Source organism: Crocinitomicaceae bacterium (genome assembly GCA_016708105.1).
GTDB lineage: Bacteria > Bacteroidota > Bacteroidia > Flavobacteriales_D > Crocinitomicaceae > JADJGJ01.
The window spans coordinates 484,418-500,025 of sequence record JADJGJ010000002.1 but is presented as its reverse complement, the minus strand read 5'-3'; the positions used below and the strand labels follow the sequence as shown (position 1 = coordinate 500,025).

12 protein-coding genes are annotated in these 15,608 nt (G+C 37.2%); 6 read left to right on the top strand and 6 right to left on the bottom strand.

The genetic code is table 11. From position 1 onward, the window contains the following. The first annotated feature begins 39 nt into the window (after positions 1-39). Together IPH66_13370 and IPH66_13365 are read left to right on the top strand one after the other, a co-directional pair. The gene (locus IPH66_13370) at positions 40-1,596 is read left to right on the top strand and encodes an Rne/Rng family ribonuclease (GenBank protein ID MBK7130334.1); all 1,557 of its coding nucleotides are present in this window, start codon (positions 40-42) and stop codon (positions 1,594-1,596) included. Positions 1,597-1,598: 2 nt separating this feature from the next. After that, positions 1,599-2,066 carry a RecX family transcriptional regulator gene (locus IPH66_13365; GenBank protein MBK7130333.1) on the top strand — a complete coding sequence of 156 codons (468 nt, stop codon included), beginning with the start codon at positions 1,599-1,601 and terminating at the stop codon, positions 2,064-2,066. On the opposite strand, the gene IPH66_13360 is transcribed toward IPH66_13365, so the two are convergent. Beyond that, on the bottom strand, positions 2,042-2,806 hold the full coding sequence (locus IPH66_13360) for a hypothetical protein (protein ID MBK7130332.1): 765 nt from the start codon (positions 2,804-2,806) through the stop codon (positions 2,042-2,044). The genes IPH66_13365 and IPH66_13360 overlap by 25 nt on opposite strands. Before the next feature lie 126 nt (positions 2,807-2,932). Between IPH66_13360 and IPH66_13355 the strand changes: the two genes are divergently transcribed. Both IPH66_13355 and IPH66_13350 read left to right on the top strand, forming a co-directional pair. Beyond that, entirely contained in the window at positions 2,933-3,529 is a 597-nt protein-coding gene (locus IPH66_13355; protein ID MBK7130331.1) for a sprT domain-containing protein, read from the top strand. Further along, positions 3,516-4,601 (top strand): mannose-1-phosphate guanylyltransferase, encoded by a 1,086-nt coding sequence (locus IPH66_13350; GenBank protein ID MBK7130330.1) that lies wholly within the window; start codon positions 3,516-3,518, stop codon positions 4,599-4,601. The genes IPH66_13355 and IPH66_13350 overlap by 14 nt, the downstream gene beginning before the upstream one ends. Before the next feature lie 648 nt (positions 4,602-5,249). Here IPH66_13350 and IPH66_13345 read toward each other — a convergent pair. After that, complete coding sequence (locus IPH66_13345) at positions 5,250-8,372, bottom strand: UvrD-helicase domain-containing protein (GenBank protein ID MBK7130329.1); 3,123 nt, start codon at positions 8,370-8,372, stop codon at positions 5,250-5,252. Between the two features lie 353 nt (positions 8,373-8,725). Then, the gene (locus tag IPH66_13340) at positions 8,726-9,442 is read right to left on the bottom strand and encodes a Bax inhibitor-1/YccA family protein (protein ID MBK7130328.1); all 717 of its coding nucleotides are present in this window, start codon (positions 9,440-9,442) and stop codon (positions 8,726-8,728) included. 118 nt (positions 9,443-9,560) lie between these two features. On the opposite strand from IPH66_13340, the gene rfaD reads away from it, so the two are divergent. Both rfaD and IPH66_13330 read left to right on the top strand, forming a co-directional pair. Then, positions 9,561-10,544 (top strand): ADP-glyceromanno-heptose 6-epimerase, encoded by a 984-nt coding sequence (gene rfaD / locus IPH66_13335; GenBank protein MBK7130327.1) that lies wholly within the window; start codon positions 9,561-9,563, stop codon positions 10,542-10,544. A 10-nt stretch (positions 10,545-10,554) separates the two neighbouring features. After that, on the top strand, positions 10,555-11,571 hold the full coding sequence (locus IPH66_13330) for a hypothetical protein (protein MBK7130326.1): 1,017 nt from the start codon (positions 10,555-10,557) through the stop codon (positions 11,569-11,571). 243 nt (positions 11,572-11,814) lie between these two features. Here the strand turns inward: IPH66_13330 and IPH66_13325 are convergent, their stop codons facing one another. From IPH66_13325 to IPH66_13315, 3 genes are all read right to left on the bottom strand, one after another. Beyond that, the gene (locus tag IPH66_13325) at positions 11,815-12,633 is read right to left on the bottom strand and encodes a universal stress protein (GenBank protein MBK7130325.1); all 819 of its coding nucleotides are present in this window, start codon (positions 12,631-12,633) and stop codon (positions 11,815-11,817) included. A 91-nt stretch (positions 12,634-12,724) separates the two neighbouring features. Next, on the bottom strand, positions 12,725-14,443 hold the full coding sequence (locus tag IPH66_13320; protein ID MBK7130324.1) for a mucoidy inhibitor MuiA family protein: 1,719 nt from the start codon (positions 14,441-14,443) through the stop codon (positions 12,725-12,727). Positions 14,444-14,569: 126 nt separating this feature from the next. Next, positions 14,570-15,550 (bottom strand): radical SAM protein, encoded by a 981-nt coding sequence (locus IPH66_13315; GenBank protein MBK7130323.1) that lies wholly within the window; start codon positions 15,548-15,550, stop codon positions 14,570-14,572. Positions 15,551-15,608: the final 58 nt, after the last annotated feature.

Sequence of the window (15,608 nt, the reverse complement as noted above, 5' to 3'; positions counted from 1 at the left end):
TGTTGCTAAGTTTTCTTAGTTTATCTTAAATCTGTTCTTGTGAATTTCGAATTAGTAGTTAATTCAAAACCGGGTGGAATTTGGATTGCTCTGATGCGTGAAGGCAAGTTAATTGAACTTCATGAGGAGAAGGGGAATACAGATTTTACAGTAGGTGATATTTATTTGGGAAAAGTACGAAAAGTTGTTCCTAATCTTAACGCAGCATTTGTCAATGTAGGTTATGAGAAGGATGCTTTTTTGCATTATCTTGACCTGGGTCCGCAGTTCAAATCTATGGACAAATTCACGCAGGATACGCTTCATGAAAAACAGAATGTAGCTGACCTGCTCTACTTCAAACCCGAAGGTGATATTGATAAAGACGGTAAAATTACCGATGTTCTAAGCTCTACCCGTGAAATTTTAGTCCAAGTTGCCAAAGAGCCTATCTCAGCTAAAGGACCACGATTGAGTTCTGAAATTACACTGGCCGGACGTTATGTTGTGCTGGTGCCTTTTTCAAACAAAATTTCAATCTCTCAAAAAATTAAAGAAAGTGCTGAGAGAGATCGCCTGCGCGATATTGTCAAAAGTATTCTCCCCAAAAATTTTGGTGTAATTATTCGCACCGTAGCTGAAAATCGCAAAATAGTTGAAATAGATACTGATTTGCGCGATCTGTTAGCACGCTGGAAAACCATGCACACCAACCTGAGAACAGCTAAATCTCCGGCGCGTGTTTTGGGTGAGTTGAACAGGGCCTCGTCTCTGCTGCGTGATTTGCTCAATGAGAATTTCTCAAAAATCACCATCAATGACCCTTCACTGCTAGAAGAGATCAAGGAATATATCTCATCTATTTCACCTGATAAAGTAAATATTCTCAAATTGTATGAGGGTAAGCATGATATTTTTGAGCACTTCGGAATTAACAAGCAAATAAAAATTCTATTCGGTAAAAAAGTTCCACTAGGAAGTGGCGGTTACCTCATTATTGAACACACCGAAGCGATGCACGTAATTGACGTGAATAGCGGAAACCGCAGTTCAGCAGGTGACACGCAAGAAAAAAATGCTATTGCCGTTAACCTTGAAGCCGCCGAAGAACTTGCACGCGTTTTGCGTTTACGTGATATGGGAGGCATCATCTGTGTTGATTTCATTGATATGCACAGCAAGGAAAATAATAAACTACTTCATGAAAAACTGAAAGAGTTTATGAAGCCTGACCGCGCAAAACACAGTATTATTCCACCAAGTAAATTTGGCGTTGTTGAAATTACCAGACAGCGTGTAAGACCGGTAACAGATATTGAAACTTCAGAAGTTTGTCCTAGTTGCGGAGGCAGCGGAAAAATTCAGGCTTCTATCATGTTCACAGATGAAATTGAAAATCAATTGAACTATCTCATCTTGGACAGAAAAGAGAAAAAACTATCTCTTAATGTTCATCCTTACTTGGCAGCATACTTTACCAAAGGTGGATTTCCAAAATCAAAACAATGGAAATGGTATTTCAAATTTAAAAAATGGATTCCGGTTCATGCCGTTAGTGAACATCAGTTTATGGAATATCATTTTAAAAACGGGAACAACCAACCTATTGAATTCTGACAATGCCGCAAGCAGCGTCATATTCTTTTCTCACAGCCAAAACAAAAATTGAATCCTATTGTGCCTATCAGGAACGGGCACCCGAAGAAATACGTATAAAACTAAACTCTTGGGGCTTGAAACCTGATGAAATTGAAGCATTGATTTCACATCTTATCACGCATAATTTTTTAAATGAAGAACGCTTTGCATCAGCTTTTGTAAGTGGTAAATTCAGAATAAAAAAATGGGGGAAAATAAAAATACGTGCTGAGTTAAAACGAAAAAAAATCTCAGATTATTCAATTCAAAAAGCGTTGAAAGAAATTGATGCAGATGATTACGTGTTCACACTGTCTGAATTAAAGAAAAGTAAAGAACGATTGGTGAAGGCCAAAAGCCAAACAGATAAAAAAATAAAACTTATGCGATACCTTGCCTCTAAAGGGTATGAGCATGATTTGATTCAAGACGTTTTAGGCGAAGAATAGTCGTTGTTTTTTCGCCATTTGATATTGCCAAGGTTGCTCACCGCATATTCATTTTCCAATAATTCAGTCTCCAACTTGATCAATCTGCGCTGAAAAGATTTTTTATTTACAGCAAATAATAAAGCGCTAGTTTTATCTATTGCTTCAAACCCAATTTTCTGATATGCCTTTCCGTCAGACCATTCAAGATCACTGGTTGTGATGAGATCATCTGATTTATGGTGAAGCTCAAAAAATGAAATCAATTTACTTAATCCACCATTAACTGAAGTTTGTGGTAGACAACAATACCGCTCAAGTTCAGTTGACCAATAGGGAGGATTTTCATACTTCATCCATCTGATTTTAGAAAAAGCCGCAACAGCAACCAGTTCAGTTTTCAAATACAAACCATAAAAATATTTACCTCCGCCAAAACCCATCACATGATTGTCATCAATAAATTCTTTTGCAGATTTCAAATCAATTTTAAACACCTTAGTTGACCTGCCGTGAATTTTTCGTTGGTTCATGCCAGCTTGAGAGATGAGTCGGTTTACAACTTGTGACATTCTGTTGCGCACTATATCTTCATGTAAATAAATTGTTTCAGATTTCATCACCTCATGTTTATGCCCTGATGAAATAAGAACAACCCTAAGCTTACCAACCTGCCAGTGATCCTGCTTCAGTTCTACCTTGCAGCCTGATTTCTGAAGTGCTACTACAAGATTCTCTATCCAAGATTTTTTTGAATTCACAAGTCAAAATTATTTTATTTCTCGTCACCTTGTTGATTTTTTCTTTTGGGAAAAATTAAATTCCTTCACAAAACGATGTAATTTGGTATCATAGAACCCATTGAAAAAATACAGCAATTCACGCAGGTGCTTCAGCGTTTTGTTCCGGTTGGAACAGAGGCTTATATTTCACGTTTTCTGGTTGAAAAACAAGTTCATTTCACCATCACGCAAGAGCGCAAGTCAAAGTACGGAGATTATCGGCATCCGTTTATGGGTAAAACACATCAAATAACGGTAAACGGGAATCTCAACAAGTACGCGTTTTTAATTACTACCATTCATGAAATGGCGCATCTTACCTGCTGGGAAAAATACAGAAATACCGTTCAGTCACACGGTGGAGAATGGAAAAATGAATTCAGAATACTTTTCAAACCCGTGTTAGATGCTGAAATTTTACCCTTTGATATTACCCTAGCCGTGAACAATTATTTGGGCAATATAAAAGCTTCCAGTTGCAGTGATGATGCCTTGTACAGAGTACTCAGACGCTATGACAAACGACCAGCCGTTTTTGTTGAACACATTGAATTTGGGCAAAAATTCAAACTTAACGACAGAATTTTCGTTAAAGGAAAAAAGCTGCGCAAGCGGTATGAGTGCATTTTGCTTGAAACCAATGAAAAATATCGCGTACACGGCGTAGCTGAAGTTGAATTAATAAGAGATGAAGAAGAATAATCATTACGCAATAATCATGGCAGGCGGTGTTGGCAGCCGGTTCTGGCCTATGAGTAGGGAAAACCGTCCAAAACAATTCCTAGATGTACTTGGCACCGGTAAAACACTCATTCAAATGACAGTTGAACGTTTGCAAAAACTCATTCCCTCTGATCAGATTTACGTTGTAACAAATCAAAAATATGCATCCCTGGTAAAAGAACAAACGGGTTTGTCATCCGAACATATTCTCACTGAGCCCATGCGAAAAAATACCGCGCCGGCTATTGCATATGCTGCACACAAAATCTTTTCGCTAAACAAAGATGCTAATCTCGTTATCGCACCATCAGATCATCTTATTTTAAAAGAAGATGCTTTTGTCTCAGTGATTGAAACTGCATTGCAAAAATCAGAAACAGAACAATGCCTGGTAACTCTTGGTCTAAAACCTACCCGACCTGATACAGGCTATGGCTATATTCAGTTTGAAGACGGACGCGATATCATCATTGGTGAAGTGAGAAAAGTGAAACAGTTTACTGAAAAACCTAACCGAGAAGTAGCTGAATTATTTTTACGCAGTGGCGATTATTATTGGAATTCCGGCATATTTATTTGGAAAGCAAAAACAATCATTGAGGCGCTTGAAAAATTTAAACCCAAACTCAACGCACTTTTTACATCTAAAGGAAATGATTACAATACAAACTCAGAACAAGAATTTGTAAATAACGCATTCAAAGCGTGTGAAGATATTTCTATTGATTTTGCCGTGTTAGAAAATGCAAAAAATGTCTACGTGGTATTGGCAGATTTGGGTTGGTCTGACCTTGGAACCTGGGGCTCATTATACACACATCTCACTAAAGATGTTGAAGGAAATGCAGTGATAGGAAATGAATCATACTTATTTGAATGCAGCAACAATATTGTAAACTTACCTGATGGTAAAGTGGCACTGCTTCAAGGATTGAACGGGTATATTGTTGTTGAATCAAACGGAATTCTGATGGTGGTGAAACAGGATGACGAACAAAAAATTAAAAATTTTGTTGCGCAGATTCAGAAAAAAAATCCGGGAGTGGCGTAATTTTTTTAAGATTAAATTAGTTTATTGATTGTTTAATTACCTTTTTTTTCGGCGTCAATTGAAGAAGAAATAACCGGGAGATTATGTCATCCCTTCGGGATTTAGATCTTTTTGCTCATTCAACTGTAGTATCATATCATCCCTTCGGGATTTAAATATTTTTGTTCTCCCAGCGGTAGTATCATGTCATCCCTTCGGGATTAATATCTTTCAGTTCTTTCAGTTGTAGTATCATATCATCCCTTCGGGATTTAAATATTTTTGTTCTCCCAGCGGTAGTATCATGTCATCCCTTCGGGATTAATATCTTTCAGCGGTAGTATCATGTCATCCCTTCGGGATTAATATCTTTCAGTTCTTTCAGTTGTAGTATCATATCATCCCTTCGGGATTTAAATATTTTTGTTCTCCCAGCGGTAGTATCATGTCATCCCTTCGGGATTAATATCTTTCAGCGGTAGTATCATGTCATCCCTTCGGGATTTTTTTGGGGCTATGGAGTTTCGTTAGGGTACTTAATGTATGATTTGATCTCGTCAAGTAATGGCGTAAATTTTGGGTCATGAGGTTGCAAGAAAAGGACAATCTGGTTGCGCATGTCGTGACCTGCATATACGAGAAGAGTTTAATTTGCGACCTAACTGAAATTCACCTCACTTCAATGACTGATTTGTCATGTACGTAATAGATTTCTCCGCGCACATTGGAATAACCCATGCGTTGTAAAGTTTGAATATAATCGCGCACCTGACCCAAATATTGGTCTTTCTCTAATCCGGTTTTAAAATCAACTACCAATAATTCATGGGGGTAAAAAATCAATTTATCCGGAATTAGTTTTTGACCCTTTTCATTCACCATGGCTTTTTCATTCACGGCTTCAGGCACAAAGTATGATCTAAACCGCTCGTCTCTGAACAAATCCTTCACGGCATTTTCTAAAGCAGCTTTATTCTCTGAAGAAATCATGCCCTTTTTTGCCAAGTAATTGATGATGTTTTGTTGATCTTCTTCTTTGTTCAATTTGGACAAAACCAAATGTAATTCTGAACCAAAGCGCCGCTTTTCATCAAGATGTTCAACGCTCCAATTCTCGGCACTTTTAAAACTGAATTTTAATTTGTCTAAGGTTTTATATTTTTCATCAATGGTGTATGCGTTTGCAGTTTGTTTCTTGTGCTCTTCGGTTTTTTTAAGTTCTCCGATTGATAAACGATCACTCTCTGTCAATGACCAAGGAAGTTGCTTGAATGCATTGGTCAACCAGTCTTTTGCAATAGATCTTGGTTTAGATGAATCACCTGAAATAAACAAGGCACATTCAGGCCGGGTTAATGCCACGTATATTAAATTCAGATTATCAAAATCAAGTTTTGCAGATTCTGAATCATATACGGTTTTGTATTTCGTTTCTTTTACGCTGGAATTCATTTTCAGAAAAAATGCAGGTAAAGTGCTTTTTTCATCTTCAATCCATGAAACCTGATTTTCTAATTTTGGTGACCAGTCAAAAAACGGACAAATCACCACCGGAAATTCTAAGCCCTTTGCCCGGTGTATGGTCATTACCTGAATAGCATTAGCCCCTTCAGGACTTACAATAGATTTTGAATTACCTTTTTCAGTAAACCACTCTGCAAAGTCACGAATACCCGTGTTATGTCTTTTTTCAAATTCGTGAATCTCTTCTAAAAAAAACTGGATGTAAGGATTTTTTTCTTCATCTAAATTAAAAGAGTGTACTAAATGAAGCGCATAGTCAAACAAATTTTCAAATGAGGTATATTTCTCAAGCGAATAATTTTCTTGTTTAAAAATTGATTCAATTTCCTGTGAATTTATTTGTGATCTGTATTGATCAATAAGAATACCGGGTTGCTGTTGGGCAAACAATACCGCGTAATGTTCAAGTGCCTTAATTTTATAATTTCGGTCATAGGGCATTGCCGCTGAGCACATGAGATTGAAAATGAATTTTACCTGCTGATCTTTTGAAATAAATAAACTATCAGGAGAAATTACTTTCATACCGAGATTGGTCAAAAACGCCGCCACATCAGCGCCCTGATTATTCCTGCGCACCAACACACAAATATCTTTCCATCGCCAGCCGGCATTCAAACAGCGACCGATTATTTGATGAATGTATTCAAATTGTGCATCGGTTGTCAACTTATCTTTTAAAAATACCTCAACAAAGCCCGGATGTCTTTTAACCGGAATTTGCTTCACACTTTCATAAATAGATATCAAACCAGGTGAAAGATTTTTTGCCAGTAAATCAAAAAGTGCATTATTAAAATTCACAATTTCAGGCGCTGAACGAAAGTTTTTATCCAAATTTTTTATTTCACCTGAGCTCTGGAATAATTCTTCAGCATCATGTAACGAAGCGATGTTTTCAGGATTAAATATTTTCTTTGGTAAATTGGTAAATTGCTCAACCTCACCATTGCGCCAACGGTAAATTGCTTGCTTACCATCACCTACAATTAAATTAGTATTCCCTGCGGCAAGTGAATTATGAATCAGTGGCACCATATTGATCCATTGCAATCTGGATGTGTCCTGAAATTCATCCAACAAAAAATGTTCATAGCGCACACCCATTCGTTCATAGAGAAACGGAACTTTTTCATCCATGATTACCTCGGCAATTTTTTTGTAGAAATCTGAAATGAGTAAAATATTTTGTTCTGCTTTAATTTCATCAGCCAGTTTCATCAAATGATTAAGCAGTGAAAGGTTGTTGATGTTCTTAAGAATTTCTTGCGAAAGAGTAAATTTTTCTTTTGCTTTTTCTATTCCGTCACACACTTGATCAAGATATTTTTTGAGTAACGGCGCAAGATTAATTATTTCATTTTTAGCATACGATTTTGGCTCTGCCCATTCATTGGCAGCAACATATTTTGTCAAAGTATCTGAAGGCAAAACATAATTACCGGCTTTCACTTTGATGAAATATGCGTAAACGCTATTGGTTGATTTTCCTTTAAAATCTTGTAGCGTTAACCCTTTCGACCTGATGAGTTCACACGCTTCAATAGCACTGCCTTCCATGGTATTTTGCAAGATGGCAATTTCTTTTTTTAGATCAGCTTGCAGATTTAAAAAATCAGAAGGACTTAATTTACTCAACAATGAAATAGCTTTGAGCGCCGACTCTTTAAATAGTAAATCACTAAACTCAAATACCTGACCTGAGAAGTCCCACGATTTATCTTGCATGAGATTTGAATTGGCGTAGCGCAACATGAGCTCAGTCAAATCACCGTCTCTGCCAACTTGATCAATTAATAAATCGGTGATATTTCTTCTCAGTGATTCTACATCCAATTCTACATCAAAATCCATAGACAAATTCAAATCACGAGCAAAGGTTCGTATGATTTTGTGGGTAAATTTATCTAAGGTCATTATGGAAAATGCACCGTAATGATGAAGAATTTCATTCAGAATAACTGCTGCTCTTTCTTCTAATAATTCCGGTGAGATATTTTGTTCTTTTGCCGTATCAAGTAAAAATTTGGTGTCATCAGCAGACTTTAACGGTGCAGGTTTTGCCAATTTTTCAAGCGCCTGAATAATTCTTGTTTTCATTTCATTGGCCGCCTTATTGGTAAAGGTCATGGCCAAAATAGATTTGAATTTTCCCGGATATAAATCCTGCAAAATAATTCTGAGATACTCTTGCACCAAGGTATAGGTTTTTCCACTTCCGGCAGAAGCATTATAAATTTTCAGCGGTTTAGCCAGTGTTTTACCCATGAGGTAAATGTACTGAAATTCGTGATTGGGTGAGCTTATCTTTTCCTGATTTATTAAGATTACAACCTACAAATTCAACACCTGATTTTTTTAGGCGGTTTACCCTTGCTCTGAACACCGCCATTCTTGAATAAAATTTTGCGACCATTCAATGATTCTAAATTGAGGTATAGAATAATTATTAAACCAAACGGAGTGCAAACAATGAACGTTTTGATCAATTTGAGATTATTCAATTTCTGAATTTGAAAAAAAATGAATAAAAAAACCGCAGGTTGAATACTGCGGTTTTTTTTATGCTTGCAATTTTTTCTCTTGCAGATCAAAATTTATGCATCCCGAAAATCATGGTATTAATTTCTATCTCCAACAAAACGAAGAATAGATAAAAACAAATTGATGAAAAGCACATACAACTGCAATCCTCCGATGAGTTCCATTTTTTTTCTCTCATCACCCGCAAGTGAGGTATTGCCAGAAATGGCTTTCAATTTTTGCATCTCCCAAGCAGTTAAACCGGTAAATACAAAGAGACCAAGAAAAGAAATTACATAGTCCATAGTATCACTTCCCATAAAAACGTTGACAATACTTGCAATGAACATTCCAATAAAAATCATGTAAAGTAATGAGCCCAGTTTACTGAGATCAGTTTTGGTGAAATAACCGAGCAAGGCCATAGAACCAAATGCGCCGGCTGTTACAAAAAATGTCAGTGCAATGGAAGAAGAAGTGTACAAAAGAAAGATAAAACTTAAACTCAGACCAATTAAAACTGAATACACCAGATAGAGAAATAAAATCACACTAAACGACAACCGGTTGACCATAGATTGAATAGCAATCACAACCAAAATTGGAGAAAAGATGATCACATATCCGAAACCACTTAAACCGGACTCATTGAACATCATGGATAAAAAGGTGTACGAAGTTGAAGCATAATAGGCTAAGCCGCCTGAAATGGCAAGGGCAAAGAACATGTATTTGTAGACATTGGCAAAAAAAGAACGTGACAGCGCCACTGATCCGCGGCCATCATCAATCACATCATAATTACTGTAGCTCATAGATTTAGTTTTGTTTGATCAAAATTAGTTAAAATATAATTCTATTTTTGTTCTGACGCAGCAATTGGCTTGCCACGCTAACAAGGCTGTCAAACTGTCTGAAATTAATTTGAACACCATGATTGTAGTTACCGGAGCAGCGGGCTTTATTCCATCTTGTCTGATCAGCGCTTTGAACAGAGCAGGACATCATAATATTATTGCAGTGGACGATTTTTCACGCGCTGATAAAAATGAAAATTTGTCGGGTAAAAAAATTCAACAACGCATTGAGAGATCAGTTTTTATTGCTTGGGCAAAACAACACGCTTCAGAAATAAAATTTGTTTTTCACCTAGGTGCACGTACAGATACCACCGAATTCAACAAGGCAATTTTTGATGAATTGAACTATCACTACTCCATTGCTGTTTGGGAATTTTGCGCCACGTACAACATACCGCTTGTTTATGCAAGCAGCGCCGCAACGTACGGTTTGGGTGAGCATGGTTATACTGATTCGCACGAAGTAGTGAAGTTACTTAAACCCCTCAATCCTTACGGTGATTCTAAAAATGATTTTGATAAATGGGCGATTAATCAGGTAGCAAAAAAAGAGGCAAATCTGGTTCCGCCTTTTTGGGCAGGTCTCAAATTTTTTAACGTGTATGGACCCAATGAATATCATAAAGGGCGCATGGCTTCAGTAATTTTTCACGCTTTTAATCAAATCTGTGATAAAGGCGGAATGAAATTATTCAAATCACATAAACCTGAATATAAAGATGGAGGTCAGCTGCGTGATTTTATTTATGTAAAAGATGTAGTCAACGTTTGCATCTTCATGATGACTCATCAACCTGAATCAGGCTTATACAATTTAGGAACAGGCAAAGCAAGAACCTTTGAAGATCTTGCGCTTGCAACATTCAATGCTTTAGGAAAAACTGCACATATTGAATATATAGACACCCCTGCTGACATACGTGATAAATACCAGTATTTCACAGAGGCTGACATGTCTAAACTTTTGCGCAATGGCTACCAAACGCCTTTTCATTCGTTAGAAGACGGAGTGGATGATTACGTGAAAAATTACCTCAACGGTCACCAGTATATGTAAACCATTTATTATGGAAAAACAACCGGATATTCAACAGCGTCTCCTCAATGCAGTGAAAGAAAAACTGAACAAAGGAGAGAAACTGGCCAACGTGTTGCAAGACACGCTCAACCTAAGTCAAGACGCAGTATACCGGCGCATGCGAGGTGAAGTTCCGCTCACTATTTATGAAACTAAAACCCTGTGTGAAAAGTATGATATTTCATTTGATGATTATGGTACTTATCGCAAAGGTCAGGTTGTTTTTACTTACAATACTTTATCTAAAACTGACTTTAATTATCTGGCATACCTCACCGGTTTGCGAGATGGATTAAGACAAGTCAAAAATCTTGAAAACCCTGAACTTTATTTGAGCGTGAATGATACTCCACTGTTTCAAATTTTCAATTTACCACACATCACGCGATTCAAATTTTTCTTTTGGGCAAAAACATATCTGAAAATGCCCGCCTATGCAAATGAAAAATTCAAGCGGGTTAAAATTGATAAGCAATCTCTTCAGGTTGGATTAGAAGCGCACAGCCTTTATAATTCTATCACCACGCATGAAGTGTACAGCAACGAAACCCTACACGGAACCTTAAGGCAAATTCAATATTATTTTGATGCAGACTTGTTTGAAGAACCGGAATATAGTTTAGAGTTGCTTGACAATTTATTGCAATTGGTTCAACACATGCAGTTGCAAGCTGAACTAGGCAGAAAATTTACCCGTGGTAATGAACCGGTGACTTCAGGGAATGAGTATCATGTGTATTACAATGAAACCTACATTTCTCACAACACCTATTTGATTAAGTGGAAAGATGGAAGAGCAGTTTACAACACACAAAACATCATGAATTATTTGCTCACCGCTGATCCGTATTATACCAAAGAAGCTGAATACATGTTGCAGAATTTGTTCGCCAATTCTAGCCCTATCAGTATCGTAAACGCGAAAGAACGCTCCAAATTTTTTTCAGGTTTGGAAAGAGGTATTCTTGCCGTGCGCAAACAAATTGAAGCTAAGTTGGGGGAGTGAGATGAATCAAAGGGAGTGGGAGTGTGAGATGAATCAGAGTGAGTGAGAGTGTGAGAGTGGAAATTAAAATCAGAGTGAGATGAATCAGAGTGAGTGAGATGAATCAGAGTGAGTGGGAGTGTGAGAGTGGAAAAGTTCAATGCATATGCCCCGAAATTAGTTAAGAAAACATAATTGCATCAATTACTTTTAGTCTGTTTTCACCCAAAAATAAATTATGAAACTGTTTCCCACTCCAAAAAATCAATCCTGCAAAAGCAGCACCGGATTTTTAGCATGCAGCGCCATTTTGCGAGTTGCACTTGCCTGAAAAAGTTGTTCCATAAAACCATGTTTACGGCGCAACATAACAAGCAAATCGCAATTATGATCTTCTACGTAGTTGAGAATTCCTTGCGTAACATCAGCAGCGGGTTGATAATGAAAAGTGATATCAGTACTGCCAACAGCTGCAATAAATGCTGATTCAAATTTGTTGAAATCAGCCGGTTCATTTTCTTGTTGAATAACGTGCAAAACATCAAAGCGCAAATTAAAACTTCCGTCTAATTTTTTCAATTGCCGAATGATATTTCCGCTTTTTGAAGGCACGTAATCAGTGGCAACAATCACCTGATTCCATGTTTGCCATTTGGCTGCGGTGGGCACAACCAAAACAGGAAGATGGGTATTCTTCAACAAATGTGCGGTATTGCTGCCAAACCATTTTTTGGCTAAGGTTGACGCTCCGGTAGTACCCATCACAATCAAATCAGCAGCATACTTTTTTGAGATCACCTCAATGCCTTCAGGTAAAAAACCATAATAACTTTCGGTGTGAAATTTTAGTCCGGCTGCAAAATCTTCGTCTTGAAAATTTTCAACTGTTTTTTTTAAACCGGTTTGAGAATCTTTTTCAAGAATGTCTTTAAAATCAATAAGCACGTTGCCTTGCCCGGCAGGTATCTGATAACAATGCAGTAAAATGATGGTGCTGTCGGTTTGTTGTGCAAGTTCACACGCATACCTCAGCGCATTATTCGCACTAGCCGAGAAATCAGTCGGTACCAGCAAAGTTTTCAATTCTCACCCTAAAATTCAACGACAAAGGTCGGTTTACAGCCGATGAACAGAAATGAACTTTGATGTCTAAAAAACTGATATAAATCACCCTTTAAAAACTAGGGCTTGATACGGTGCGGTACTTTTTCACTGTAATCACGCGGTCTTTAGGGTATTTGATGGTAAATGCCAACTTGAAGGTTGAAGTTTGGCCGGGCTCTAAATTTACAATCCACAACAACCTTCCGGTAGTGAGATTATGATCTCCGCCCGAAATTTCATCAACGGTTACTTCAATGTCACTGTCTTGTGAAATGGGAACCTGATCAAATAAATTCAACTGCACTTTTGATTCACGGTTGTTTTTTACTTTGATTTCATAGGTGTACGAATCTTTTCGGTTGGCACCTATTACTTTTTTATCACTGAATTCCTCCATCAATTTGCGCGTGATTTCAATTTTAGCATCACGTCCAAATGAAAGTCGCAGTGTGTCTTCAACGTGTGCCGTGTTAATGTATGATTGCCCCACGTAGGTATCTGCAAAATATACGTTAGCCGGGCCCGGAACCAAATCAAGTTTTTCCCAACCAACAATATTGGCAAGCAGAAATGCATCTTTATCTAATTTTGGAACTGCTTTGTGAGAGAATGTGGCATCTAAATTATATTGTGTAATATCTACCAAATACGGTTTTGAATCACTTGGAATACTGTATTTTCTTTCAATCACAAATTCTTTGCTGAGTTGCGCCACCTCAATTGTAGTAAAGCTTACAGAGCTATTACCCGGTTGCACTCCAATGCCTGAATTATATGCCCAGTTATTATCACCCAAAGTTAATCCATCCAAGCTGTTTGAAATTTGAGGTACTTCATTGCTGTTAGAATAATATTGTGTGTACATTCTGTTTTGCGGTACTACATATTGTTCTTTCTTTTCATAATCTGCTTCATAATTTCCCATAGAAGAATAATTGAGATACCATGGTGTGAGTGTTGGAGCAGAGGCAGAAATGTTAGGGTCAGATGTAGATAAAACAAGATTTACATCATTCCAATCATTCCCGGTATTATTAAAAACTTTTGCTTTGTATTGCAAGCCAATTTTACCTGAAACATTTTCAGCAGACAAATCATAATTGGCCTGCCATCCGCAATTGGACACCACATATTTTAAATCAATATTCATGGTGCCGGCTTCAGGCGCATCAACTAAAATAATTATCTGATTGCTGCGTATGGTTTCACGATAATTCAATTCAGTTAACTGATTTTGGTAACGCCATAGTTGCGCATTTGCTTCATTGATTTTATTATTGTAGTCTGTTATAATTTTATTCAGTTCCATGATGCGCGTGCGATAATAAGTTGCCATAGCTTTCAATTCATCAACTGACAAATTATGTTGCTCACCTTTAATATCCGTATTTTGTTGCAGCAGTTGTTTTTCTTGCATGTATGCATCCATTTCATTTTGCAGATCAACTACTTTGTCACGCAGAATTTTTAATGAATCTTGCAATTCTTGAATACGTGGATTATTCTCAACAAAACTTAAATAATCAATTTCAGAACTTACAGAAACTAAGGTAAATTCTTTATCAGCATTGAATTGAACACTTTTAGTATCAGCCACGGTTGAGATATCAGTAAACACCAATTTATTTCTTCCCTTTTTAACCGGTACCGTTGCCGTGCGGTGTTCTTCTCCACCGGTAATAAAAACAGTGACACGTTTTATCGTACTGCTGATTTTTATGGTGTTGATGTCCTGCGCAAAAGAAATTGACAGGCATAAAATCAAGGTAAAGGTTGATAGTAATTTCATAGATCTGGTTTTAGAATCAAGGTAAAATACAACTAAAGATACGAAGGGTTCAATAAATATCAAAGGATAACCAAGAGACACGGTTGAGCAGCACCTGATGGTAAAAGCCTTTCATACATTAACTTGTTAGATCCATATTTTACTTCCTTCAGAACAGTTACGGCAAATATCAATTTGTTTTCTGTCTGTTAAAATTTTTTGTTGAAAATCTTTAGCTATTTTATTCTTCCAAGCATCTTGTAAATTTTGTTCAAGCAAATTTCCAAACTGGTATTTTGCATCTTTATCAAAACAACAGGGAACTACTTTTGCATCCCAGGTAACAACACAACTGCTCCAACTTCTCCAGCAGGAGTTTCGGAATATATTTTTCAACTCTGGTTTTCCATCTTTATTGATTCGGTAACGGGCAAATTTTTCATTTTTCGGAATCAGGTTTGCGGCATTTTCAACATCATACACCTGCACAGTTTTTAAGGTGAGACGATCAGCGCCCAAATCATCAGCCATCTTTTTTATCTCATTCAACTGATGTTCATTTTGTCGGGTGACCAAAAACTGAAACGTAATCAAGGGCAGTGCTGCTTGTTTCATTCTTTTTGCTTTAACCAGATTGTTTATTCCCTCCAAAACTTTTTCCAACTTTCCCTCTACCCTATAATTCTCATAGGTTTGCTGCGTGGTTCCATCAATAGAAATAATTATTTCATTCAAACCTGAATCTACAATTTGTTCAGCCGTTTGCGGAGAAATGAAATGAGCATTGGTAGAGGTAATGGTATAAATATTTCTGCGCCGAGCTTCATTGAATAATTCCGTAATATGTGAATTGATGAATGGTTCACCTTGAAAATAATAATTGATGTGCTGCAGGCGTTTTCCAAATTTTTGTAAGATGATTTTATTTTCATCCGGTTTGAGATTTCCGGTTGGGCGAGTAAATTGTCTCAGTCCGCTTGGGCACTGTGGACAACGCAAATTACACGCCGTGGTTGGTTCTATTGAAATAGCCATAGGCAATCCCCAATGAATTGGCTTGCGCACCACACGAGAGAGATAATAAGACAATCTGAGTTGAAAAAAATTCCAAACTCTTAAAAAAGTCATTGTTTTTAATATGTAACGGGTGCGTTTGCTCAACCTGATTGTACGTGAGAGACTAAGG